Here is a 23,509-nt window from a genome sequence, read left to right as displayed (position 1 = left end):
ATTAGCCAGACCCGCCTGCGGTGGGCATACACGCGAACACGAGGGGGCCTTGAGGAGGGTTGCTTGAACTCTCCGTTGCCCGACGTGGACCGGCAGCAGGACGAGAAGTGGCCGGCAGGCGAAAGGTTGCTTCGGCTAGAATTGAGGGCCGATAACGGCAAGCCGTAAGCAGCTGGCAGAGCGGAACCTCGAAACGGTCCTGGGGTGGGTCCGAGTTAAGTCTTTCGTTCGATGACGAGCCGTGGGTCGTGATCGCGCAAGGAAATCGTTACCGAGTGCGGATTTGCGAAGTCGCCGCTCGACCAGAGCCCGCGCATCAAGGCCTCCCACGATACATGAGCGGAACGTTGGACCGCACACTTGCGAGCTTATAAGTGGTTGCAGTACATCCCAACGGACACAGAACATAGCGACCCGCCACCCGCATTGCATTCCGAGCCATAGCCAACGCACGTTCCTCCCACATGCCTTCATCCAAGTTCACCTACGATCTGCCGTCCGGAGCACCGAGCCCCCTTGTCAAGGAAGAGCACATCGAATACGGCTTCCTTGGCAAGCTTCAGAACTTGAAGTACGAATACCGCGACGACATTCGCGATCGCGGCGCACTAGAAAAGAACTTTCGGGAGAAGTTCGAGGCCCTCAACCGCGTCAGGCTGACCGAAGCCGAGTTCGCCAGGCTCCTGGATGAAATAGTTACCCCGGATGTCTACACCGCTGCCAAGACACTGCGGGGCATCAATGCCTTCACCCGCGACGACGGCACGCCGTTGAACTACACGCTGGTGAACATCAAGGACTGGTGCAAGAACCACTTCGAGGTCGTTCGCCAGCTCCGCATCAACACCGACAACAGCCACCACCGCTACGACGTTCTCATCCTCATCAACGGCGTGCCCTGTGTGCAGATCGAGCTGAAGACCCTAGGCGTGAATCCACGCAGGGCAATGGAGCAGATCGTCGAATACAAGCACGACCCGGGCAACGGCTACACCAAGACGCTACTCTGCTTCATGCAGCTGTTCATCGTCAGCAACCGCGACCGCACCTACTACTTCGCCAACAACAACGTCCGCCACTTCGCCTTCAATGCCGACGAGCGCTTTCTGCCCATCTATGAGTTTGCAGGCGAGGACAACCGCAAAATCACCCAACTCGACGAGTTCGCCGAACACTTCCTGAGAAAGTGCGACCTCGGCCGCACCATCAGCCGCTACATGGTGCTGCTTGCGGGCGAGCAAAAGCTTATGATCATGCGGCCATACCAGGTCTATGCCGTGCAACACATCGTCAAGTGCATCGACGAAGACAACGGGAACGGCTATATCTGGCACACCACTGGCAGCGGCAAGACGCTCACGTCCTTCAAGGCCTCTACCCTGTTAAAGGAAAACGAACACATCCACAAGTGTCTGTTCGTCGTCGATCGAAAAGACCTCGACCGCCAGACCCGGGAAGAGTTCAACAAATTCCAGGAAGGTTGCGTCGAAGAAAACACCAACACCGCCGCCCTCGTGCGCCGCCTGCTTTCAGAGGACTACGCCGACAAGGTTATCGTCACGACCATTCAGAAACTCGGCCTCGCGCTGGACGAAAACAGCAAGCGCAATAAGCAGCGCAGCAAAAGCGGCGAGGCCACTTACAAAGAGCAGCTCGAAGCACTGCAGGACAAGCGCATTGTCTTCATCTTCGACGAATGTCACCGTTCGCAGTTTGGCGACAATCACAAGGCCATCAAAGCATTCTTTCCGAGGGCGCAGCTCTTCGGTTTTACCGGCACGCCGATATTTGGTGGACCCAACGGCAACGCCAGTCGCATAAAAGTCGACGGTGACGTGGCGTCGTATCGGACCACCGAGGAGCTCTTTCACAAGCAGCTCCACGCCTACACCATCACCCATGCCATCGAGGATGGCAACGTCCTGCGCTTCCACGTCGACTACTTCAAGCCCGAGGGTAAGAACCCACCAAAGCCCGGCGAAGCCATTCCCAAGAAGGCTGTCATCGAGGCCATTCTTGCCAAGCACAATGCAGCCACCGGCGGGCGCCGCTTCAACGCTATCCTCGCCACGGCGTCCATCAACGAAGCCATCGAATACCACGCTCTGTTCAAGACCATGCAGGCGGACAAGCAGGCTAGCGATCCCGATTTCAAGCCGCTGAACGTCGCCTGCGTCTTTTCGCCGCCTGCCGAGGGCGACCCAGATGTGAAGCAGATCCAGGAAGACCTGCCGCAGGAACAGGTGGACAACGAAGAAGATCCCGAGGGCAAGAAAGCTGCGCTCAAGGCCATCCTCGCCGACTACAACGCCCGCTACGGCACTAACCACCGCTTGAGCGAGTTCGACCTCTACTACCAGGATGTGCAGAAGCGCATCAAGGACCAGCAGTGGCCAAATGCCGACTACCCGGCCGCGCAGAAGATCGACATCACTATCGTGGTGGACATGCTGCTCACTGGCTTCGATTCCAAGTTCCTGAACACGCTCTATGTGGACAAGAACCTCAAGCACCACGGCTTGATCCAGGCGTTCTCCCGCACCAATCGCGTGCTCAACGGCACCAAGCCCTACGGCAACATCCTCGACTTTCGCCAGCAGCACGATTCCGTCGATGCTGCCATCGCCCTCTTCTCCGGAGAGAAGACCGGCGAGCAGGCGCGGGAAATCTGGCTCGTGGACAAGGCACCTGTGGTCCTCCGGAAGCTGGAGACCGCAGTGCAGAAGCTGGACGACTTCATGACGTCCCAGGGCCTTGCCTGCACGCCCTCCGACGTAGCCAACCTGAAGGGCGACGAGGCCCGCGCCGCCTTCATCAGCCACTTCAAGGAAGTCCAGAGACTCAAAACCCAACTGGACCAATACACCGACCTCAGCGAAGACAACAAGGCCGCCATTGAGCAGGTGCTGCCCGATGAAAACCTGCGCGGCTTCAAAGGCCAGTATCTGCAAACTGCCAAAGAGCTCAGAGCGCAGCAGGGCAAAGACGTCAAGGAAGGTAATAGCCCCGGCAACGATGACCTCGTGGACCAGCTCGACTTCGAGTTTGTCCTTTTCGCTTCCGCCGTCATCGACTACGACTACATCATGGGCCTCATCGCCAAGTTTTCCGCCAAGGGGCCCGGCAAGGCCAAGATGACCCGCGAGGAACTTATCGGCCTCATCAGCGCCGACGCCAAGTTCATGAACGAGCGCGACGACATCGCAGAATACATCGCCACCCTCCAGGCGGGTGAGGGCCTCTCTGAAGCCGCCATCCGCGACGGCTATGCCCGCTTCAAGGCCGAGAAGAGCGCCAAGGAAGTCGCCGACATCGCCGCGAAGCACGGCCTTACCACCGCCGCCCTTCAAAGCTTCGTGGACGGCATCCTCGACCGCATGATCTTCGATGGCGAGCAGCTCAGTGACCTGATGGCCCCACTCGACCTCGGCTGGAAAGCCCGCACCCAGGCGGAGCTTGCACTAATGGAAGATTTGCATCCCCTACTCATCAAACGCGCCGGTGGCCGCGACATTTCAGGATTAAGCGCGTATGAGCAGTAAGACAAAAGCCCCCGACATGAAGAAAAAAACAACGCCCGAGTTGTTGCCGAGGTTGCGGTTTGCAGAGTTTCGGGGTGCGAAAGGATGGGAAAATAAACTCATCGGACCTTATCTTGAAGACTCCTCTGGTCGCGTGCCGCCTGATACCGAGTTACCGGTCTATAGCTCCACGCGGGAGGGGTTGAAACGCCAGGACGCCTACTTCGCCGGTCAAGTTCTTCAAAACAAGAACGAATACGGTGTGGTTCCACCGGGTTGCTTTGTTTACCGGCACATGAGCGACGACGGCCTGTTCAGATTCAACATCAATGAAACAGGCGGAGAGATTGCCGTAAGCAAAGAGTATCCCGTTTTCAGCACCAAAGGTCTTAACCCACGTTTCTTACTCGCCAAGTTGAATGATGGCCTCGACTTCAAAGAGTTTGCTCTATCGCAAAAAGCCGGAGGCACGCGAACCCGGCTCTATTTCGACAGGCTTTGCGAGTGGCGTACATCGCTGCCGTCACCCGCTGAACAACAAAAAATCGCCGAATGCCTGTGTTCGGTGGATGAGCTGATAGCCGGGCAAGCGCGGAAAGTGGACGCGATCAAGACCCATAAAAAAGGTCTGATGCAGCAGCTCTTCCCCCGCGAAGGCGAAACCCAACCCCGCCTCCGCTTCCCCGAATTCCAAAACGCCGGGGAGTGGCAGGATGAGCATCTTGGCGATTATTTCGATCCCATTCGCAATGGCTTTGTCGGCACCGCGACGCCCTATTACACGACGAGCGATGGTGTTCGATACCTTCAAGGGCGGAACATCAAGCAGGGGCGGATCGAAGCCGAAAATCTTGTTTTCATTACCAGTGAATTTCACAATCGGCAGCGCAAATCGCACCTCAAGACAGGTGACATCTTGATGGTCCAATCAGGACATGTCGGAGAGTGTGCAGTTGTTGGTCCCGATTTCGCTGGGACCAACTGTCACGCGCTAGTCATTCTCACTCCGAAGCGCAAGCTAAGTTCAGAATTCTTCGCTCACTACTTCTATTCGCCAATCGGTAAACTTGCGATCTTCACGATTACGACCGGCAACACAATCAAACACATTCTGGCCAGCGAGTTGAAGACTTTGCCGGTGCTTGTTCCCGGCTTGGCCGAACAGCAACGCATTGCCTCCTGCCTGAGCAGCCTCGACGCATGGATCTCCGCCGAAGCCCAAAAACTCGAAGCCTTCAAGACTCACAAGAAAGGGTTGATGCAGCAGCTTTTCCCGTCCCCGGGAGAGATTGACGCATGAGCACCAAGTCGAAGATCAATAAGTACGCCAACCTCAGCACACTCGCGAGAAAGCTGCGGTCTGACCTCACCGGGATTGAACTCATCCTTCTCTATGCCTACAACCGCACAGGCAAAACGCGGCTGTCGATGGAGTTCAAGGACGAGGGAAAGCGCAAGAATAGCGGCACCCCCGACACCCTCTATTTCAATGCCTTTACCGAAGACTTGTTCACCTGGGACAATGATCTGGACGGTGATGCTGTCCGGCGGCTCCAACTCAATACCAACTCTACCTTCTTCAATGGCCTGAAAGACCTCGCACTGGACGAAACGCTTGCCGGCTACCTCGACCGCTACGCGGACTTCGATTTCGACATTGACTACGAGACATGGAAGGTCACATTCCGCAAAGGTGAGGCCGAAAATATCAAGATCTCCCGTGGCGAGCAGAACATCTTCATCTGGTGCCTCTTCATGGCCATTTGCGAGCGGATGCTCGACGGTCACGTCTCCTATCAGTTGAACAAATATCTCTACATCGACGACCCCATCTCCTCGCTGGACGACAACAACGCCATCGCCGTGGCCTGTGATCTCGCACAGCTCTTGCGCCGGGCTGCAAGCCGCAAAGACCAGAACGGCGTGCCCGCGCCCATCAAGGTGGTTTTCTCATCCCATCACGCCCTTTTCTTCAACGTGATGTGTAACGAGATTGGCAGAGCAAAAGAGGGCGAGCCGAGGGTGACCCACAAGCGCTACTTTCTGCATCGTCCGAACGGAGACGGCGTGTATACCCTGCGAGCTACAGAGGACACGCCCTTTTTCCATCACGTCGCGTCACTTGCGGAGCTCCACCTTGCTGCGGCCCCCAACACCGGCAAGCTCTACACCTTCCATTTCAACGCCCTGCGCAGCATCATGGAAAAAACGGCGTCGTTCTTCGGCCACGCTGACATCTCCTTCTGCCTCAAGGCGCTGAGCATCGAGGAAGACCGTGCACTCTACAACCGCGCTCTGAACCTCCTCAGTCATGGCAAATACGCCATCCATGAGCCGACCGAAATGGGGGAGGACAACAAAGAGCTGTTCCGGCGCATTCTTGAAGACTTCACGACCAAATTCCGATTCGACCTGCCTGACATTCTTGAGACGGCGCCAACACCGACACCAGCCGTAGCACCCGCAGCAACCTCCGCCGCACCTGCCACGACCCCATGAACGAATCCAAACAAAAGCAACTCAACCAGACCCTCTGGAGCATCGCGGACCAACTCCGCGGCGCCATGGATGCGGACGACTTCCGCGACTACATGCTGTCCTTCCTTTTCCTGCGCTACCTTTCAGACAATTACGAAACGGCGGCGAAGAAAGAGTTGGGGCGGGACTACCCTGATGTGGAAAGCGACATCCGCAATGTGCCGCTGGCGCTCTGGTATGCGAACAACGTTGACGACATCCCGGCGTTTGAGAAGCAGATGCGCCGGAAGGTGCATTACGTCATTCAGCCCGCGCATCTCTGGAACAGCATCGCCAACCTGGCCCGCACCCAGGACGCAGAGCTGCTGAACACCCTGCAAGAGGGCTTTAAGTACATCGAGACGGAATCCTTCGACAGCACCTTTCGGGGTCTGTTCTCCGAGATCGATCTGAGTTCCCCGAAGCTCGGCAAAACCTACGCCGACCGGAACGCCAAGCTCTGCGCCATCATCCAGAAAATCGCCGAAGGACTGGCGGAGTTCTCCACCGACGTCGACGCGCTGGGCGATGCCTATGAATACCTGATAGGCCAGTTTGCCGCTGGGTCCGGCAAGAAGGCTGGCGAGTTCTACACCCCGCAGCAGATTTCCGACATCCTCTCCTCGATCGTCACGCTGGACAGTCAGGAACCGAAAACCGGGACGAAGAAGCGGCTAGAAAGCGTGCTGGACTTCGCGTGTGGCTCTGGCTCGCTGTTGCTCAACGTGCGCAAGAAAGTGGCCAAGGCGAACGGCACCATCGGCAGGATCTTCGGCCAGGAAAAGAACATCACGACCTACAACCTCGCACGCATGAACATGCTGTTGCACGGGGTGAAAGACACAGAGTTCGAGATCTTCCACGGGGATACCCTGCTTAACGAGTGGGACATGATGCGCGAGCAGAACCCGGCCAAGAAGCCCGGCTTTGACGCCATCGTTGCCAACCCGCCCTTCAGCTACCGGTGGGAACCGACCGAGGCCCTGGCCGACGACGTGCGCTTCAAGAGCCACGGCCTCGCGCCCAAGTCTGCTGCCGACTTCGCTTTCCTGCTGCACGGTTTCCACTACCTCAAAGACGAAGGCGTGATGGCGATCATCCTGCCGCACGGGGTGCTTTTCCGAGGTGGGGCGGAAGAACGCATTCGCATCAAGCTGCTGAAGGACGGGCACGTCGACACGGTGATCGGCCTGCCCGCCAATCTGTTCTATTCCACCGGCATCCCCGTCTGCATCCTAGTGTTGAAGAAGTGCAAGAAGCCGGACGATGTGCTGTTCATTAACGCAAGCGGGCCGGAGAACTTCGAGAAAGGCAAACGCCAGAACCAGCTCAAGCCCGAGCACATCGCCAAGATTATCAAGACCTACCAGTTCCGCGAAGAAGAGGCGCGCTACTCGCGCAGGGTGGAGATGGGCGAGATCGAGAAGAACGATTTCAACCTGAACATCTCACGCTATATCAGTACGGCGGTGAACGAGACGGAGATCTTTCTGGATGAGACTCACCAAGAACTGGTGGAGATAGAAAAAGCGATTGCGGCTGCGAAGGACAAGCATAACGCTTTCTTGAGAGAACTGGATTTGAAGCCGTTGCCATAGGCGCTTACACTGACTATCCGTGCAGGCCACCGACTCCCCGCGCCGCCTTTGCTTCGGGCTTTCGCGCCCGCGTCGCGGGCTTGCCTTGCTTTGAGCTATAGAGCCCTGAAAAGACCATCCCCGCAACCGGACTTTTACGCGTTGGCCGCGCGCGGTCAGCCCTCCATCAGGTATCGGTTCGCACGCGCATCGTGCAGCACGTGATGCCGGCCGCCATGCTCGCTGAAGTACATTTCCGAGCATCCCGCTCAGCGCTTGGCCGATGCGGCATGCTAGCCAGCCACCCGGTACGTCGCCCGGAAGATGGACGAACAAATCTCAGTCGCCTGCATAGGAGGACGGGTTAACGCCTGTTCCAAGATGCGATCAATGTCGTGCGTCGGAGCGAGTCATGCCGAGTATCAGGACTTTCCCGCGAGGACAATGGGAGGCGCTAGGACGCAGGCTGGATACGCTGCCGGAAAAGGCGAAAGACACTCAGCTGGTCAAAGTAGGGGATGGCTTTTAATCCATTCGGACACAGATCGGCACGGCGCGTGAGAAAGGTTACACGCGCAATGAAGTAATCGAGCAGGCCGCACAGGAAGGTATCCAGGTGACGCTCGATTCCCTGAGGTATGCGATGCGCCGTGCGGAAGCAAAGGGGCGAGTTCGACAGAGCGGTAAGGACGTAGCACGAGAGCATGTGTCTGCAGCTACACGAGGCAGGAAGTCGTCGCCGACCGAAACGGCTTAAGGCAATCCGCTACGTAGCGGATCACAGCAGAAAGAAAATGGGGGTGTAGCCAGACCTGGGCAACAGGTACAGGGCTTCCTCCGATTTCCGATCAGGCCGGATACCGAAAACCTGTAGAGGTATGAGGTGGCAACCGAAAATTCCCCCATCCATACGTCAGTGGCAGCACGGACGGTGTTGGCGTCTGTCAATGCGCAAAGCGGCGGAAACAAAGCAAATCGGCGAGCGGGCGAAGTTGCTGCTCTGGCGCGTTATTGAGCACGATGTTTGCCACGATGACGATTGTTCCTTCACGTCATGGGTCGGTTGCCTGACGGTGCCGGGCTCGTGCCTTTGGAGCGAATTTCGCGCCCCCTTCGGTCCGTTCTGCCTGGCATGGCCCCGAACGGGATCCCGATGGAATGAGCGGAGAGCCCTTATCGGCGCCCTCCCGGGAGCCGGGTGGACATTCCACGCCGTTTGCGGCGCGCCCGCGCAATTCGCCTTTTCTTAGAGTTGCATCGCTAATCGCTTCTTCGAACTTAGGCGCCTATCCGTTCGCCGCTTCCCGCACACTTCTTTACGCTTCGTGGACGAGCCATGTAACGCCGAGATAATCGCTCGTGAGTTCCCGAATTGCGCTTACAGCTTCCTCCGGAGTATTGAGGTGCTTACGACGCGCAGGACGTTGGCGCTTCATTCTGAAATCGGTATCTGCATCCGACTTGCGTCGCCGTATTCTTCGACCCTCATCCCACCAGTCGCCAATTGTCTCGAAGAACTCCTCATATTCTTCCCGTAGCGATTTGGCGTCGAACCTTACTGTGCGTTGCGACTGAATCATTCCGTCTACGGACGCTCGTTGGATCTTCAAGCCAGACTGAGGTTCTTGCGAGAAGCGCGCCGCGCCTTTCAAGGCTGGATCGTACACAATACAGTGCGACTCTTCGTCGCCACGGGGAATCGATGCACATCCCGAAACATCAATCCACGCTGAATTCGATACGACTTGCGCACTACGAAAGTGCGTATCTAGCTCGCTGCGGCGCGTAAAAATCGGCGCACAATAATAGAATTCACGCGACCGCTTTTGCGAGAAGCGATGGATCAAATTATATTGATCGACGTCGAGCGAAAACGCAAAGTAAGGAGAGCCTACAGCGGCACGAAAGTGCTTATTTGACGGACTGCTGCCATCAACTCTACGAGAAACCTTGTGCTGAAGGTAAAGTGACCTGTACGACTTTCCTGTGCTGAGCTTAAACGAAACATCGTATCCCAGCCGCTTCTCTTGGTTCTGAGTCGGGATGTACGGACAGCCGACCAGCGTTGAACCGCTAGCCGCGCAGAACTCTGAATTAAATGCAAACTCGAAGACTCGTTCGGAAACCCCTGGTAGCTGAACCGACATTTGTAACCTTGGTATATGTGCAACACGTCACGTATCGCGAGTTGGCGATGATACACGAGCCAGGATTGGCAATGACCAGCACACTTCTTCCGTCTCGTGTCAAATCTGGAATGCGCACGCGGACTCGCCAATATGCGCCGCTGGCTGTCCGCTACGGTCCACGAATTTTTCATGAGGATAACGGCTGTGGCGCTTTGAACTTAGGTGGTTCGCTTGGTCATAATGATTGCTGTGGCGGCAAGTCGGGAACGTCAATGCTCGCCAGACGACGTGCACTTTTACGTGAATGAACGGTGGTTGGACTCGCTTTCAGTCTTATGTGCCGCTTTGGCGAGCACGATCACCGATCTAGAGGTTCAAGTTGGCGCTCTGATCGATCACATTCGCCAACATATGAATGGGGCCGCTGACGGAGTCCGATACGGCTGGATGACACATCCGATCAAGGTTGAACGGAATCCCGCTTTGCGAAGCGGTCGCATTGAGTTTTCCTGACATCGACCGAAGATGCAGCATTCAGCCACCATAAGAAAAAAGCTCGCTCGAAACACCTCTCGGCCGAATCGGCCTCACTTCTGCGCCCGCCTTCAGCCGATTCAGATAGTCAACCCACGCCTGCATCATCGCGATCCGGTCGTCGATGAACCGGGTGCGATTTTATTCACTACCGAGCGAGTCGGGCACCCGATGCGCCAGTTGGTGCTCGATAACTTCGGCCGGAAACCGGAGCCGTTCGTGAACGATGGTCCGAGCCGTGGCCCGAAATCCGTGGCCGGCGATCTCGGTTTTCCTGTCGAAGCCCAGCCGCTGCAGCGCGGCATCGATGGCCGCTCCGCTCATAGGGTTTCAGCGATCCCGACCTGTAGAGACGCAACGCCATTTTCCCGTCAGCGCCTGCAACTCTTTCAGGATATCTACCGCCGGTGTGGCCAGTGGTGCCAGATGCTCCATGTTCGTCTTGGAAACGGTATAGCGTCATTCGCGGCGTTCCAGATCTATCTGCGTCCACTCAGCCTGCCTCAGTTCACCGGATCGTACGAACAGCAACGGCGCAAGTTGTGCAGCGCGGTGCGCACGACCAGTGTCCCGGAAAAGGTATCGAAGGCGCGCAGCATTTCCCCGACCTTCTTGGGGTCCGTAATCGAGGCGAAGTGGGTATGCCGTTGGGCCGCAGCGCGCCACGTAAATCGGCGCTCACATCGCGCATTGCGCGCCCGGTCACGGCGGCGTAGCGAAAGATCTGGCCGCAGTTCCGCTGAAGCCGGCGTGCGGTTTTGTGAGCGCCCCGCTTCTCGGCACGGCGCAGCACTTCGAGCGGCGTGATGTCGGCAATGTAACGCGATCCAAGCCACTGAAACAGGTCTTCTTCAACCGTCCCATGATCTTCTCGGAGTCGCTCGGCGCCCAGCCGCGCGCATGCTGCTCGAACCACTCGAGCCGCGACAGCCTCGAAGGTAGTGGCAGCGTTGAGCCGCGCCAGGCGCTTTTTGTCTTTCTTGGCCTGGACAGGGTCGATGCCATCGGCGAGCAGCGCCCGGCTCCATCGCGTTTTCTGCGCGCGTGACATCCGGATGAACGCCCAGCGCCAGCTTCCGCTCCCGGTCGTTGAACCGCCAGTATTTGCCGCCGGAGGGAGAAATCTCGAGATACATGCAGCGGCCGTCAGAGACCCGGTACGCCTTCTCATGCGCGGCAGCCCGGCGAACTTCCAAATCGGTAAGAGGCATGGGACACCTCCCGTAGCGTGGAGGCCTAAATTTCTGGCAGGCTCAAAAATGAGCCTGATGCCCCTAAAACTGCGCTGAAAGGCCCCCGGCTGTGAACGGAAACCCCAATCGGGGAATGGAAACAAGAACCCCGCGAGCCTTCCGGGACGCGGGGTCTGCAGAATCCTCTGGAACTGCCCGGAACACGTGATGGTGGAGAGGAGGAGGATCGAACTCCCGACCTTCGCATTGCGAACGCGACGCTCTCCCAGCTGAGCTACCCCCCCAACGAAGTGCGATTCTACCACAGCGAAGCGGCCTGCGATCAAGCCCCTCCGATGCGCCACAACGTGTTACTTCTGCGGGGCCCCCGCGAGCACCCACGCGACGACGGTCTTGATGTCGCCGTCGTTCATCGCGGGGTGCGAGGGCATCGGAATCGAGCCCCACACGCCGGCGCCGCCGTCCTTCACTTTCTTGGCGAGCTTGGCGCTCGCCTGAGCATCGCCCTTGTACTTCTGCGCGACCTGCTGAAACGACGGTCCCACGAGCTTGCGATCCACCGCGTGACAGCCCATGCACGCATTGCTGCGCGCAATCGCCATCGCGTTCGCCGAGGAAACCGACGCAACCGGCTGATCCGCCGCCACCGCATAGCCCGATGCCGCCAACAACGCAGCCACGACAAACCTTGCTTCAACCATCTTGACGCACCATTACTTCGCTGAACTGGAACTGCCCGGACGCACATCAGAATTCTTGACGGGCGCCGGAGTCTGCTGATCGAGCGGCCGCGACGTCACCGACGAATCCGGCACCGTGCCGACCGTCGCTTCCGCAGGCGCGGGCGTCGGCGCCGTCGATGAACTCGCGCCCGACGCCGCCGCTGCCAGCGCCTTCGCTTCTTCCGGCTTGATGTACTGATAGACCTTCACGACCTGCTCGACGCCCGACACGCGCGCCGCCACATCCGCGCCATGCGCGCCTTCGTCCTGCGTGACGAGGCCCATCAGATAGATGATGCTTCGTTCGCACACCACCTTGTAGTAGTTGGCCGACAGATCCTTCTCGCCGACCATCGCGGTCTTCACGCGGCCTTCGAGGTACGAATCGTTAGCGCGCGACGATATCGAACTCGCCGGCTGCACCGACAGTTCGTTCACGATACCGCCCACGTTGTTGATATCGCGCACGACAGCTTCGGCCTTTTGCTTGGACGCGTCGTCGGGCACTTCGCCCGTCAGCAGCACGCGCCGGTTGAACACCGTCACGTTGATGTGCGCCTGATCGGATACGTTCTCCTTGATCCGCGAAAGCGCCTTTACCTGAATCTCGCGGTCTTCGGTCTGCGCGCCGAGCGTGCGGCGATCCGTGGCGATCAGCGTGCCACCCGCCGCCGCGCCCACCACCGCGAGCGCGCAACCCTGCATCGTCAGCGCGACGCCGGACAACAGGCTGACCGTCAGCGTGGCTTGAGCCAGCGCCGCCTTGACGCGTGTCTTCTTCATCAACTCCGTTCCCCCTTTTAGATTCAGTCTCCGCCCAGCAGCATCGCGTCGATGCCGTCGCACAGGCAATGAATGGTCAACAGATGTATTTCGTGGATACGCGCGGTCCGTTCGGACGGCACGCAGATGTGGATGTCTGTATCAGCGAGCACGTCGGTCATCGCGCCGCCGCCGTCGCCGGTCAGCGCGATCGCGACCATCTCGCGTTCGTGCGCTTCCTGCACGGCGGCGAGCACGTTCACGCAGTTGCCCGATGCACTGATCGCCAGCAAGACGTCGCCGGCTTGTCCGAGCGCGCGGACCTGATTGGAGAAGATCTGCTCGAACGCGAAGTCGTTGCCGATGGCCGTAAGAATCGAGGAATCCGTGGTCAGCGCGATAGCCGGCAAGCCGGGGCGTTCGCGCTCGAAGCGGCCGATCAGCGCGCCCGCGAAGCGTTGCGCGTCCGCCGCCGAGGCGCCGTTGCCGCACACGAGAATCTTCGAGCCGTTGGCGAGCGCGCTGAACAGCGTATCGACGGCGGCCGCGATGGGCACCGCGAGCGAATCGAGTGCTTCGAGCGTGAGCGCGGCGCTGTCGCGGAATTGCTGTTGAATGCGTTCGACTGACATCGACTCTCGGTGTTCGGCCGCGATGCGGCGTTCGTTGCGTGTGATGTTGGAAGCGAGGCGCGCGCAAATCGCGGCGCGTCCCTGCGTTGAGTCTGCGCAGTTTACCGCATGCACCCTGCGCCGAACCGCGCGCTACGACTCGTCCGCGCGAAACGCATCCGGCAGCCAGCGGATCTCGCCCGCGTCGAACGCGATCACGTCGAAGCGGCATGCCGGAAGCGCGCCGCGCCACGTCGTCAGATAGTGCTGCGCGGCGCGCACGAGACGCGCGCGCTTCGTCGCGCCGATGCTCGTCGCCGCGTCCGCGAACCGGCGGCTCCTGCGCGCCCGCACTTCGACGAACACCAGCGCGCCGCGATCATCCATCATCACGAGATCGATCTCGCCGCCGCGACAGCGCACGTTTCGCGCGACAAGTCGCATGCGCTGCCGCTCGAGATAGTGAAGCGCGCGTGCCTCGAAAGCATCGCCGAGCGTTTTGGACATTCGTGCCTCGTGAAAGTTGTCGGCGGGCAGGCCGAAGCTCGCGTGGCAAAATGACGTCCTCTCCTCTTTGCTCTACGCCCGCCCGCGCACATGCTGCAAATCACTGAACTGGCCGCCGGGCAGCAGTATCCGGCGGGCGCGCTGTACGTCGTCGCTACGCCCATCGGCAATGCCGCGGATATCACCGTGCGCGCGCTGCATGTGCTTTCCCTCGTCGATCGCATCGCGGCCGAGGACACGCGCAACACCGCGCAACTGCTCGCGCGTTACGGCATCTCGAAGCCGTCCATCGCCGTGCACGAGCACAACGAACGCAGCGCGGCCGAGCGCGTGATCGAACATCTGCGTAGCGGCGAGCGCGTCGCGTGTGTGTCGGATGCAGGCACGCCCGGCATTTCGGACCCCGGCGCGCGTCTTGTCGATGCCGTGCGCGAAGCCGGCCTGCCCGTGGTTCCGCTTCCGGGGCCGAGCGCGGTCGTCACCGCATTGAGCGCGGCGGGCGCGTGGGTCAACGGCTTCACGTTCGTCGGCTTTCTGCCGGCGAAGGCCAAGCAGCGCGCCTCGCAATTGCGCGCGCTCGCGCAGCATCCGATGGCGCTCGTCTTCTACGAAGCGCCGCATCGCATTGTCGAAACGACGCGCGCGCTCGCCGATGCGTTCGGTGGCGAGCGGCAGCTTCTGATTGCACGCGAGTTGACGAAGTTACACGAGAGCCTGCATCGCTGCACCCTGGCCGAAGGGCCAACGTGGCTCGAAAGAGATGCCAACCGTCAGCGCGGCGAGTTCGTGCTCGTGGTGGAAGGCGCGCCGGAAGCGGAGGATGCCGAGGACGCGCACGATGCGCTGCTTCTGACGCTGCTGGAGGAGTTGTCGGTGAAAAGCGCGGCGCGGATCGCGGCGACGCTGACGGGCGCGCCGCGCAATGCGCTGTACGAGCGCGCGCTGCGGCTCAATAAGCCCGCGCAAGAATGAAAACGGGCCGTCGAAAGACGGCCCGTCGAGAATCACATGAGGGAGAAAAAGCTCAGTTCACGCTGTCATCCGCGAGCGACTGCGACTGCTCACGCGCGGCACGCGCTTCCTGCTGCGTGAGGCCTTCGATCTTCACTTTCTGCGTGCCCACGCCGCGCATACCGAGCGCGGCGGCGGCGGCATACGACAGGTCGATCACGCGACCACGCACGTAAGGACCGCGATCGTTGATCTTCACGACGACGGTCTTGTGATTCGACTCGTTCGTCACGCGCACCCACGATGCGAGCGGCAGCGTGCGGTGAGCGGCGGTCATCGCGTTCATGTCGAACTTCTCGCCGCTTGCCGTCTTGCGGCCATGAAACCAGCGGCCGTACCACGAAGCCTTGCCCTTCTGCTCGAACGTGCCGACGTCCGGGCTGTCCGTGATCGGCTGCGCGTCGGAGAGCGACTGGCTCTTGTTCGCATTGTCGGCCGGAACCGTGCTCAGGTTCGTGTCGAATGCGAGCGGCGCATTCGAGCGGGCACTTGCCATGCTAATAGTAGGCGTGGTCTGATGATATGACGCGACATCGCCCGAACCGGGCGCGGCGCAACCTGCCAGGACGCCGACAGCGAACAGGCTTGCGATATGTCGAATGAATCGAGCATTCATAGGCGGTTACCAACGGTAAAAGGGCCGCCGCGCCGCGCCGGTGAGCGCGCGTCAGGCAGCCAAAGGCTTGTCCGCGCAAAGCAGCGCGCCGCTCGCGTAAGCGAACGGCAGACTGATGCTCGGATGCGGCGTACTCGTGCCGCAAATGCCCGGTTATCGTTCACGTCTGGCGCAACCTGTCCCCGGCAGCCTGACCAGACCCCACATGCCGCCATCGAACGTGGCATCACGCTCGTGCCCGCCTCGACCACGAGACGGCGCAGGAACGGCGGCGTAGGCCCCATCCAGCGTGACGGCGGCAAAGGCCATCGAACGGACGCGCAGCGCCCGGCTGGACAAGACGTGTGCACCTACAAGAAGGTGCGTTGAGTTGCAGTTGCGAGGCTTTTGGCCCCTAACAGCTTACTGATGGCGATTGTAAAAACGCACTGGCATTTCGGCAGTCGCCCATTGACGGCATGACCAAACTCATGCACTAGTGAGCCCATTATACAAAAAAAGCGGGGTCTGGCTGCGCCGACTGCGGAAATCGTCATTGATTCTGCCTATGGGCGCAAGAATTTCCGATTGCGACAGTCTTTTCCAAGCGTCCGCGCGCGACCGTCGCGGCTTCCGAGCGGCCGGTACAATGAACGTTTTTACAGGCGCCGTCCCCCGGACAGACCGATGAAAGTCACTCTCGTTCCCGTCACGCCGTTCCAGCAGAACTGCTCTATCGTCGTTTGCGAAGCGACGCGCCGCGCGGCCGTCGTCGATCCGGGCGGCGACATCGAGCGGATCATCGCGGAGGTGGATCGGCAGGGCGTGACGGTCGAGAAGGTGCTGCTCACGCACGGTCATCTCGATCACTGCGGCGGCGCGAAGGCGCTCGCGGATCATTACGGCGTGCAGATCGAAGGGCCGCAGAAGGAAGACGCGTTCTGGATCGATCAGTTGCCGGCGCAATCACAGCGGTTCGGCTTCGCGAACGCGCAAGCATTCACGCCCGACCGATGGCTGGAAGACGGCGAGACCGTGCAGTTCGGCAACGAGACGCTGGAAGTCTTCTTCTGTCCCGGCCACACGCCGGGGCATGTCGTGTTCTTCAGTCGCGAGCATCGGCTTGCGTTCGTCGGTGACGTGCTGTTCGCCGGCTCCATCGGCCGAACGGACTTTCCGCGCGGCGATCACGCCGAGCTCATTCGTTCGATCCGCGAGAAGCTCTGGCCGCTCGGCGACGACGTCACCTTCGTTCCGGGCCACGGCCCGGCATCGACCTTTGGCGAAGAACGCCGCACGAATCCGTTCGTGCGCGATGGAGTCGCCGCATGAACGCGATCCCCGAAATCTACGTCAGCACGGACGTCGAAGCAGACGGCCCGATTCCCGGCCCGCACTCGATGCTGAGTTTCGCGTCGGCAGCGTACACGGCCGACAAGCAACTCATCGCCACCTTCTCCGCGAATCTCGAAACGCTCGAAGGCGCGGCCCCGCATCCGGTGCAGGCCGCGTGGTGGAAGACGCAGCCCGAAGCGTGGGCCGCATGCCGGACCGATCTGCAGAAGCCGGAAGTGGCGCTCGTGAATTACGTCGAATGGGTCGAGGCGCTGCCGGGCAAGCCCGTGTTCGTCGCTTATCCGGCGGGCTTCGACTTCACGCATATGTTCTGGTACATGATGCGCTTCGCCCAGCGCTGCCCGTTTTCGTGGTCGGCGCTGGATATGAAGACGCTCGCCTTCGCCATCACCGGCCTGCCGTATCGGAAGGCGATCAAGCCGCGCTTGCCGAAGCACTGGTTCGACGACTTGCCGCACACGCATGTGGCGCTCGACGACGCCATCGAGCAAGGCGCGCTCTTCTGCAACATGCTCGCGGATCTGCGCCACTTGCAAGCGACTTTGGCTTCAACGAAAGCGGCAGCGAGCGCTGACGAACCGACGGAAGATCATCCTGAAGGTAAAACACCGCCCGCAGGGCAGTGAGTTAGGGAATCTCCCTCGTTGCGCCCGCGTTGCATTGCGCTTCCTTTCTGGGGCCTCTACCATTGGAGTCAGATCGCGACCGAACGGAGGCGCAGTTGACTCTCGATACATTCTCACAAAAAATCCTGCGTCTTCTGCAACTGGATGCGCGGCGCTCCGTTCAGGAAATCTCCGATCAGGTCGGGCTGTCGAGTACGCCGTGCTGGCGGCGAATCAAGGACATGGAGCAGTCCGGCGTCATTCAGCGTTATACGGCGCTGCTCGACCGTGAAAAGCTCGGGCTACACGTCTGCGCGCTCGCGCATATTCATTTGACGCGCCATACGGAAGGCGGCGTCGAGCAATTCGAGCGCGAAATCGCCACCTGTCCCGAAGTGACCGAGTGCTACAGCACGACGGGCGAATCCGATTACATCCTGAAGATCGTCGCGCCCGACATCAAGGCGTACGACGCGTTTCTCCACGATCGCATCTTCAAGATTCCGGCGGTCGCGCAAGTGCGAACGAGCGTCGTGCTGCGGGAAATCAAGTTCGACACGCAATTGCCGCTTTAACCGCGCGCCTTATTCCGACGCGTTTCTCGCGGGTTGAGGCGCGGCCACTTTCACAGCCTGCGTCACGCGAATCTGACGCGCGCCCAGTCGTTGCCTGAGCGCGTCCAGATTTAAGTTAGCGAGTCGGGGAGCCGTCTCGCTCTCTGCCGCGTATGGCAAAACGATCTCCACGTCGAAGCCGCGCTTCAGATAGTGCAGGTTCAACGTATCGACGGATAAGCCCTGCTCTGAAAACGCAGCAGTCACCGCCTTCGTCACCGTCGAACGCAGCGGAAAGTTGCCGGGCAGCGGATTCACCGCATCGCTTTCCGGATCGACGTGAATGAGCGCGTCGATTACGCGCGAATCGGCCAGGATATGCGCCCGCGCGGATTCGGCGATGTAATGACCCTCCGACACGGAGATCAGCGGGTCCACAAGAATGTGCGCGTCGACAATGGCGAGATCGCCCATTTTGCGAGTGCGCAACTCGTGCACATCACGCACGCCGGGCGTGCCCAGCAAAATGCCGCGAAAATCCGCCGTGGTCGTTTCATCCAGCGCGCGATCCGAAAGGTCTTGGAGCGCATCCCATGCGAATGTCCATCCCATTCGGCCTACCAGAAAACCCACAAGGGCCGCCGCGATGGGATCGAGAATGCGAAACCCTGCGATACTGCCGACGATGCCGAGCGCCACGACAAGCGAAGAAGCCGCATCGGATCGCGCATGCCACGCATTCGCGACGAGCATTGCAGAGCGCACGCGTTCAGCCGCGCGCAGCATATAGCGAAACAGCGCCTCTTTCGAAACAAGAACGATTATGGCGACGACCAAAGCGCTCGCATGAACCGGCGGTATGTCGCCGAGATTCATGATGCGCGCGCCCGCGCGCCATAACATGCCGACGCCGACGGCAATCAGTAATCCGCCGAGGAATAGCGACGCCACGGTTTCGTAGCGGCTATGGCCGTAGTTATGATCCACGTCCGGTACGGCCGCCGCCTTTCGGTTCGCAATCAGAACGACGAGATCCGAAACGATATCGGCGAGTGAATGGACGCCGTCCGCAATCAAAGCCTGCGAATGCGCAATCAGCCCGACCGCGAGTTGGGCGGACGTGAGCCCGCTGTTAAGCGCGATACTCGTCCAGGTCGTGCGAACCGCGACATCGTGCTTCTCAGTGGCATGCGCCGTCGAAAGTGTCATGTAAAGTGCTCGTGGTGTCCATTGACAGCATTTTAACAGGCACCCGGCGCTTCCGCTTTTAAATCAACGACTTAATAACGCGACGCATTCTCGCCGAACGATTAACTGATTGCAGTGAAAGAATAGCGCGGCGGAAACGAAAAGGCCGCGCCTTTGGGCGCGGCCTTTTCATGTTTCGACTGAAGCGTGACTTATTTGCCGATCAGGAAACTATCGCGATCCTGACCCGCAATCCACTTGGGCGGCTTACCGCGGCCGGACCAGGTGCTGCCGCTCTCGGGATCGCGGTATTTCGGCGCGACACCCGTGCGGCTGCGTGATGCCTTAGCGGCTTTCGCACCCCGGCCACCGGCCAATTCCTGAAGCGTGATGCCGTAATCGGCCATTTTCTGCTTGATCTCATTAAGTACTTCGGCGTATTCGCGCGACTTCGCTTCTTCGATCTGACGCTCGAGAGACTCGCGCTGTGCGAGCAGTTCCTTGTATGAAGGCATGGCAAATCCCTAAGTGGTGTATTGGCTTGCGAGTCGAGTGCTCGCTCTTCGGTTATCAGTATAGCCTCGGACTGAATCGCAGATTAACACATTTCCGCTAAATAGCGGCATAGACGGATTGCGATTAATTGTATTGGCTAATTACTCGTAACATTTGCCGACTCGCGCGCCGTTTCTGAACGCCGGCGCACTGGCCAAAATCGCCGGATTCACTGTCCGATGCGCGTGAGAATGGCATGAGACGGAAACACCACCCCTCCAACGCATCAAAATTCGCATCAGATGGCAGTTTCTCGCGCAGTTTCGTGGCTCAGGCACAGCGTAAAGCGCCGCAGAAGTGTCAAGGCGCTCTATGCATGGCGTTCGAAACAGTCTATGAGCGCGGCTTTCAGTTCTTCTGCACTCAGCTTGGGTTTATCAAACGTAAAACGATTGCGTGCGCCTGAATCAAGCAAATCGCAGCCATACCGGTCTATCCCCAATAATCGGATGTCGGCGGGCCGGCTTGCAAGCGTGTCGGAGAATGCGCACAGCGCGGCTTCTTCGTCGTCACTCAACGGTTCCAGAGGATCGATTTCATTTCCGTCGAGCCAGCCCATCGCCCCGAAGCCGCCGATATAGCGCATGCGCTCTGTCGACAGTACCCAGAAAGCGAAGTCGCCTAATGCCAGATAACGCGCCGCATCCGGGTGATAGCGCAGATATCGCCGCGCCAGTTGTTCGTGATCCGATTTTGCCGCAGGTTCGAACGTGCCCAGCAAGGTCAGGCGCTGACCTTCCAGGACGCTTGCGCCATTGGCATGCGCGACGAGAAAGCCGGCGCGCGGATCGGCTTGAAGATTGCGCGTGTGTTCCGCGAGGTGACTGATGAGCAACATCGGCGCATGACGCGCGGTAAGCGCGAATGGCAATGCAGTCGGATAAGGAAAGCCGGCCGGATCGCGCGAATGAGTCGCGAGCGTTCCTTCCGAAACACGATGCAGCAAATGAAGCGGCGCTTGCGGCGGGATATTCATGAAAAGAGGTCGACAAGTGAACTGCCGAAAATGGTAAATCAGCGCGGTCAGCGTGTCTCCTGGCCGTTCGATAGAATCGTAAGCTCTCGCGAAAGGCGGCATGATCGGCGGTTGTCCCACGTCATTGCCGCCGCGCGCCACTTTTCCAACGGCTCAACCGTGTCCGACTCGACTTCCGCTTCTTCCACCCGCGAGTCCAACCCATCGCTCGCGGTGCACCGCAGTCTCCCTCAAGCCACGCGCCAGCGCGCCCGCTATGCCACGATGGCCGTCTTCTTCATCGCCGGCATGATGTACGCGTCGTGGGGCGTCCATGTCCCGACTGTGCGCGACAAGTTCGCGCTCAGCCCCGGCATGTTGTCGCTCGCGCTGTTCGCGGTCGCCGGCGGCTCCATTTTCGCGATGATCACCAACGGATCGTGGATCGCGCGCGCCGGCACGCGCACGGCGTGCATGGCGGGCGGCATCGCGATGACGGCATGCGGCGCGCTGATTCTCGTCGTGCCGTCTTTCTGGCTGCTGCTGATCGTGCTCGCGGTGTTCGGCGCGGGCATGGCCACGCTCGATGTCGCGATGAACGCCGAAGCGAGCGCCGTCGAAGAAGCGCTCGGGCGGCCGATCATGTCGTCGCTGCATGGCATGTTCAGCATCGGCGGGATGGCGGGCGCGGCAATCGGCGGCACGCTCCTCGCGCACGGGCTCGCGCCGGCGGCGCACCTGGCGCTCGCGGCGGGCACGAGTCTCGTCGTGCTGCTGGCCTCGATGCCGTCCGTGCTGCCGCACGTGCCGCATCACGAGGCGCACGCGAAGGCGTCGTCGTCGAATCGCTGGCGCTCGGGGGCGCTGTGGGCGTTGGGCGGCCTCGCGCTCGTCGCGCTGATCGCGGAAGGCGCCATGTACGACTGGGCCACCGTCTATATGCGTGATGTCGTCGAGGCGTCGCCTTCGTTGTCGAGCGCCGCGTACGCCGCATTTTCCGGCGGCATGGCGGCCGGGCGTTTCGGCGGCGATGCGGTGCGCGCCCGCTTCGGCGCGCCGCAGCTCGTGTTCGGCAGCGCGGGGCTCGCGTTCGTCGGCATGGTGATGGCGCTCGTCGTGCCGAACGCGTTCGTCACGATGACGGGCTTCACGCTCATGGGCCTCGGGCTCGCGAACATGATGCCGGTGCTCTTCGCGGCGGCGGCGCGCGTCGAAGGCGTGACGGCCGCCGAAGGGCTCGCGCAGGTCGCGGGGCTTGCGTACTTCGGTTTGCTGCTCGGGCCGGTGCTGATTGGCGGCGTCGCGCAGGTGAGCACGTTGCCCATCGGCTTGTGCGTCGTCGCGGCGTGCTGCGCGGCGATCGCGCTGATCGGTCCGCGCATCCTCAGGCGCCTGAAGATATAAAAAAACGCGCGGACTTTCGAAGGTCCGCGCGTTCTTCCCGGGCTCACGCCCAACCGCAATTACATCTTGACGACGTCGAGCAGCGTCTTCTTGCCTGCCTTGTAGTCGTACAGCGAGATCACGCCGTGCTTCAGATCGCCCTTCGAATCGAAGGTCGTCTGGCCGATCACGCCCTTGTAGTCCGTGTTCGGCATCGCGGCGAGGATCTTGGCCGGATCGACCGAGTTCGCGCGCTTCATCGCGTCGACGATGATGTACACGGCGTCATACGTGAACGGCGCGTAGATCTGGATCGGCTGGCCGAAACGCTTCTGATACTTCGCAGCGAATGCCTGACCGCCTTCCATCTTTTCCAGCGCCATGCCTGCTTCCGAGCACACGACGTTGTCGGTCGCGTCGCCGGCCAGGTCAGCCAGCTTTTCCGTGCAGACGCCGTCGCCCGCGAGCACCTTCGCGCGCAGGCCGAGCTGCTTCGCCTGCTTGGCGAACGGGCCGCCGGTCGCGTCCATGCCGCCGTACATCACGGCGTCGGGGTTCTCGCCCTTGATCTTCGTCAGAATCGCGCGGAAGTCGACGGCCTTGTCGTTGGTCGCGTCGTGCGAGACGACCTTCAGACCCAGCGACTTCGCGGTCTTCTCGAACTCGTTCGCGAGGCCCTGGCCGTACGCGGTCGAATCGTCGACCACGGCGACGCTCTTCACCTTCAGGTTCTTCGCTGCGTAGTTCGCGAGCGCCGGGCCTTGCTGCGCATCGGTCGCGACGACGCGGTACGTCGTCTTGAAGCCTTGCTGCGTGTAGGTCGGGTTCGTTGCGGACGGCGAGATCTGGACGATGCCCGCGTCGCTATAAATCTTCGATGCCGGGATGGACGTACCGGAGTTCAGGTGGCCGACCACTGCGACGACCTTGTCGTCGACGAGCTTCTGCGCGACTTGCGTGGCGGTACGCGGGTCGGCTGCGTCGTCTTGCGGGTCCAGTTGCAGGGTGATCTTCTGGCCGCCGATGGTGAGACCCTTCGCGTTGATCTCTTCGACTGCGAGCCGCGCGCCGTTTTCGTTGTCCTTGCCCAGGTGAGCGATACCGCCGGTCAGCGGAGCGACGTGACCGATCTTGACGACCTGGTCGGCTGCTGCGGACGTTGCCAACGTAGCGAACAGCACGGCTGCGGCGCTGATCGGCAACACTTTTTGAAGCTTGGTGTTCATGTAAGTCT

The 23,509-nt window shown here is 60.3% G+C and carries 21 protein-coding genes, 1 tRNA gene and 1 pseudogene; 11 read left to right on the top strand and 12 right to left on the bottom strand.

All coding sequences use genetic code 11. From position 1 onward, the window contains the following. The first annotated feature begins 464 nt into the window (after window positions 1-464). From HWX53_RS01650 to HWX53_RS01635, 4 genes are read left to right on the top strand one after another with little or no spacing between them, the layout of a single operon-like run. Window positions 465-3,542 carry a type I restriction endonuclease subunit R gene (locus HWX53_RS01650; RefSeq protein WP_175938846.1) on the top strand — a complete coding sequence of 1,026 codons (3,078 nt, stop codon included), beginning with the start codon at window positions 465-467 and terminating at the stop codon, window positions 3,540-3,542. Then, window positions 3,532-4,821, top strand: coding sequence for a restriction endonuclease subunit S (locus HWX53_RS01645; RefSeq protein WP_175938844.1), 1,290 nt, complete (start codon window positions 3,532-3,534; stop codon window positions 4,819-4,821). The genes HWX53_RS01650 and HWX53_RS01645 overlap by 11 nt, the downstream gene beginning before the upstream one ends. Beyond that, window positions 4,818-6,020 (top strand): AAA family ATPase, encoded by a 1,203-nt coding sequence (locus tag HWX53_RS01640; RefSeq protein ID WP_175938842.1) that lies wholly within the window; start codon window positions 4,818-4,820, stop codon window positions 6,018-6,020. The genes HWX53_RS01645 and HWX53_RS01640 overlap by 4 nt, the downstream gene beginning before the upstream one ends. Then, window positions 6,017-7,636 (top strand): type I restriction-modification system subunit M, encoded by a 1,620-nt coding sequence (locus HWX53_RS01635; RefSeq protein ID WP_175938840.1) that lies wholly within the window; start codon window positions 6,017-6,019, stop codon window positions 7,634-7,636. Before HWX53_RS01640 ends, HWX53_RS01635 begins: the two co-directional genes overlap by 4 nt. A 1,295-nt stretch (window positions 7,637-8,931) precedes the next feature. Here the strand turns inward: HWX53_RS01635 and HWX53_RS01630 are convergent. Beyond that, window positions 8,932-9,762 carry a hypothetical protein gene (locus HWX53_RS01630; protein WP_175938838.1) on the bottom strand — a complete coding sequence of 277 codons (831 nt, stop codon included), beginning with the start codon at window positions 9,760-9,762 and terminating at the stop codon, window positions 8,932-8,934. Window positions 9,763-10,269: 507 nt separating this feature from the next. On the opposite strand from HWX53_RS01630, the gene HWX53_RS28010 reads away from it, so the two are divergent. Both HWX53_RS28010 and HWX53_RS28005 read left to right on the top strand, forming a co-directional pair. Beyond that, entirely contained in the window at window positions 10,270-11,085 is an 816-nt protein-coding gene (locus HWX53_RS28010; RefSeq protein ID WP_347879141.1) for a hypothetical protein, read from the top strand. Beyond that, window positions 11,039-11,326, top strand: coding sequence for a hypothetical protein (locus HWX53_RS28005; protein WP_347879154.1), 288 nt, complete (start codon window positions 11,039-11,041; stop codon window positions 11,324-11,326). Before HWX53_RS28010 ends, HWX53_RS28005 begins: the two co-directional genes overlap by 47 nt. Before the next feature lie 46 nt (window positions 11,327-11,372). Here HWX53_RS28005 and HWX53_RS28000 read toward each other — a convergent pair. From HWX53_RS28000 to HWX53_RS01600, 6 genes and pseudogenes are all read right to left on the bottom strand, one after another. Continuing rightward, a pseudogene (locus HWX53_RS28000) lies at window positions 11,373-11,489 on the bottom strand (Arm DNA-binding domain-containing protein); the annotation flags it as partial. Between the two features lie 190 nt (window positions 11,490-11,679). Further along, window positions 11,680-11,755, bottom strand: a tRNA-Ala gene (locus HWX53_RS01620). Window positions 11,756-11,821: 66 nt separating this feature from the next. Then, window positions 11,822-12,172: a c-type cytochrome gene (locus HWX53_RS01615; RefSeq protein WP_175938836.1), complete on the bottom strand. Its 351-nt coding sequence runs from the start codon at window positions 12,170-12,172 to the stop codon at window positions 11,822-11,824. Window positions 12,173-12,184: 12 nt separating this feature from the next. Then, window positions 12,185-12,976, bottom strand: coding sequence for a BON domain-containing protein (locus tag HWX53_RS01610; RefSeq protein WP_175938834.1), 792 nt, complete (start codon window positions 12,974-12,976; stop codon window positions 12,185-12,187). Between the two features lie 23 nt (window positions 12,977-12,999). Then, a complete protein-coding gene (locus HWX53_RS01605) occupies window positions 13,000-13,587 on the bottom strand; it encodes a phosphoheptose isomerase (RefSeq protein WP_175938832.1) in 588 nt (195 codons plus the stop codon). 132 nt (window positions 13,588-13,719) lie between these two features. Then, window positions 13,720-14,073, bottom strand: coding sequence for a YraN family protein (locus HWX53_RS01600; protein WP_175938830.1), 354 nt, complete (start codon window positions 14,071-14,073; stop codon window positions 13,720-13,722). A gap of 90 nt (window positions 14,074-14,163) precedes the next feature. Here HWX53_RS01600 and rsmI point away from each other — a divergent pair, with 90 nt between their 5' ends. Then, the gene (rsmI, locus tag HWX53_RS01595; RefSeq protein WP_175938828.1) at window positions 14,164-15,045 is read left to right on the top strand and encodes a 16S rRNA (cytidine(1402)-2'-O)-methyltransferase; all 882 of its coding nucleotides are present in this window, start codon (window positions 14,164-14,166) and stop codon (window positions 15,043-15,045) included. Between the two features lie 52 nt (window positions 15,046-15,097). On the opposite strand, the gene HWX53_RS01590 is transcribed toward rsmI, so the two are convergent. Next, window positions 15,098-15,700, bottom strand: coding sequence for a septal ring lytic transglycosylase RlpA family protein (locus HWX53_RS01590; protein ID WP_175938826.1), 603 nt, complete (start codon window positions 15,698-15,700; stop codon window positions 15,098-15,100). 666 nt (window positions 15,701-16,366) lie between these two features. Here HWX53_RS01590 and HWX53_RS01585 point away from each other — a divergent pair. The 3 genes from HWX53_RS01585 (at window position 16,367) to HWX53_RS01575 (ending at window position 18,215) form a co-directional block, all read left to right on the top strand. Then, window positions 16,367-17,011, top strand: coding sequence for an MBL fold metallo-hydrolase (locus tag HWX53_RS01585; protein ID WP_175938824.1), 645 nt, complete (start codon window positions 16,367-16,369; stop codon window positions 17,009-17,011). Next, window positions 17,008-17,661 carry an exonuclease gene (locus HWX53_RS01580; protein ID WP_175938822.1) on the top strand — a complete coding sequence of 218 codons (654 nt, stop codon included), beginning with the start codon at window positions 17,008-17,010 and terminating at the stop codon, window positions 17,659-17,661. The genes HWX53_RS01585 and HWX53_RS01580 overlap by 4 nt, the downstream gene beginning before the upstream one ends. Window positions 17,662-17,756: 95 nt before the next feature. After that, the gene (locus HWX53_RS01575; protein ID WP_008352298.1) at window positions 17,757-18,215 is read left to right on the top strand and encodes an Lrp/AsnC family transcriptional regulator; all 459 of its coding nucleotides are present in this window, start codon (window positions 17,757-17,759) and stop codon (window positions 18,213-18,215) included. A 9-nt stretch (window positions 18,216-18,224) separates the two neighbouring features. Here the strand turns inward: HWX53_RS01575 and HWX53_RS01570 are convergent, their stop codons facing one another. The 3 genes from HWX53_RS01570 to HWX53_RS01560 form a co-directional block, all read right to left on the bottom strand. Next, complete coding sequence (locus HWX53_RS01570; RefSeq protein WP_175938820.1) at window positions 18,225-19,403, bottom strand: cation diffusion facilitator family transporter; 1,179 nt, start codon at window positions 19,401-19,403, stop codon at window positions 18,225-18,227. Between the two features lie 191 nt (window positions 19,404-19,594). Beyond that, window positions 19,595-19,897, bottom strand: a complete 303-nt coding sequence (locus tag HWX53_RS01565; protein ID WP_159837423.1) for an H-NS histone family protein — start codon at window positions 19,895-19,897, stop codon at window positions 19,595-19,597. Between the two features lie 350 nt (window positions 19,898-20,247). Next, entirely contained in the window at window positions 20,248-20,913 is a 666-nt protein-coding gene (locus HWX53_RS01560) for a pyridoxamine 5'-phosphate oxidase family protein (RefSeq protein ID WP_175938818.1), read from the bottom strand. A gap of 159 nt (window positions 20,914-21,072) precedes the next feature. On the opposite strand from HWX53_RS01560, the gene HWX53_RS01555 reads away from it, so the two are divergent. Next, window positions 21,073-22,296, top strand: a complete 1,224-nt coding sequence (locus tag HWX53_RS01555; RefSeq protein WP_244139979.1) for an MFS transporter — start codon at window positions 21,073-21,075, stop codon at window positions 22,294-22,296. 59 nt (window positions 22,297-22,355) lie between these two features. Here the strand turns inward: HWX53_RS01555 and HWX53_RS01550 are convergent, their stop codons facing one another. Then, entirely contained in the window at window positions 22,356-23,501 is a 1,146-nt protein-coding gene (locus tag HWX53_RS01550; protein WP_175938816.1) for a branched-chain amino acid ABC transporter substrate-binding protein, read from the bottom strand. Window positions 23,502-23,509 lie beyond the last annotated feature (8 nt).

Source organism: Caballeronia sp. BCC1704 (assembly GCF_902833455.1).
Lineage (GTDB): Bacteria > Pseudomonadota > Gammaproteobacteria > Burkholderiales > Burkholderiaceae > Caballeronia.
Note: the sequence above shows the minus strand (reverse complement) of the source record. Positions and strands in the feature narration are given on the sequence as shown.

Bases quoted from the DNA above. Each gene is read 5' to 3' on its own strand.
- HWX53_RS01570 (WP_175938820.1), bottom strand. From the start codon at position 19,403: ATGACACTTTCGACGGCGCATGCCACTGAGAAGCACGATGTCGCGGTT.
- HWX53_RS28010 (WP_347879141.1), top strand. From the start codon at position 10,270: ATGCAGCATTCAGCCACCATAAGAAAAAAGCTCGCTCGAAACACCTCT.
- HWX53_RS01580 (WP_175938822.1), top strand. From the start codon at position 17,008: ATGAACGCGATCCCCGAAATCTACGTCAGCACGGACGTCGAAGCAGAC.
- HWX53_RS01565 (WP_159837423.1), bottom strand. From the start codon at position 19,897: ATGCCTTCATACAAGGAACTGCTCGCACAGCGCGAGTCTCTCGAGCGT.
- HWX53_RS01550 (WP_175938816.1), bottom strand. From the start codon at position 23,501: ATGAACACCAAGCTTCAAAAAGTGTTGCCGATCAGCGCCGCAGCCGTG.
- HWX53_RS01590 (WP_175938826.1), bottom strand. From the start codon at position 15,700: ATGAATGCTCGATTCATTCGACATATCGCAAGCCTGTTCGCTGTCGGC.
- HWX53_RS01560 (WP_175938818.1), bottom strand. From the start codon at position 20,913: ATGAATATCCCGCCGCAAGCGCCGCTTCATTTGCTGCATCGTGTTTCG.
- rsmI (WP_175938828.1), top strand. From the start codon at position 14,164: ATGCTGCAAATCACTGAACTGGCCGCCGGGCAGCAGTATCCGGCGGGC.
- HWX53_RS01630 (WP_175938838.1), bottom strand. From the start codon at position 9,762: ATGTCGGTTCAGCTACCAGGGGTTTCCGAACGAGTCTTCGAGTTTGCA.
- HWX53_RS01640 (WP_175938842.1), top strand. From the start codon at position 4,818: ATGAGCACCAAGTCGAAGATCAATAAGTACGCCAACCTCAGCACACTC.
- HWX53_RS01610 (WP_175938834.1), bottom strand. From the start codon at position 12,976: ATGAAGAAGACACGCGTCAAGGCGGCGCTGGCTCAAGCCACGCTGACG.
- HWX53_RS01585 (WP_175938824.1), top strand. From the start codon at position 16,367: ATGAAAGTCACTCTCGTTCCCGTCACGCCGTTCCAGCAGAACTGCTCT.
- HWX53_RS01635 (WP_175938840.1), top strand. From the start codon at position 6,017: ATGAACGAATCCAAACAAAAGCAACTCAACCAGACCCTCTGGAGCATC.
- HWX53_RS01650 (WP_175938846.1), top strand. From the start codon at position 465: ATGCCTTCATCCAAGTTCACCTACGATCTGCCGTCCGGAGCACCGAGC.
- HWX53_RS01605 (WP_175938832.1), bottom strand. From the start codon at position 13,587: ATGTCAGTCGAACGCATTCAACAGCAATTCCGCGACAGCGCCGCGCTC.
- HWX53_RS01600 (WP_175938830.1), bottom strand. From the start codon at position 14,073: ATGTCCAAAACGCTCGGCGATGCTTTCGAGGCACGCGCGCTTCACTAT.
- HWX53_RS01615 (WP_175938836.1), bottom strand. From the start codon at position 12,172: ATGGTTGAAGCAAGGTTTGTCGTGGCTGCGTTGTTGGCGGCATCGGGC.
- HWX53_RS01645 (WP_175938844.1), top strand. From the start codon at position 3,532: ATGAGCAGTAAGACAAAAGCCCCCGACATGAAGAAAAAAACAACGCCC.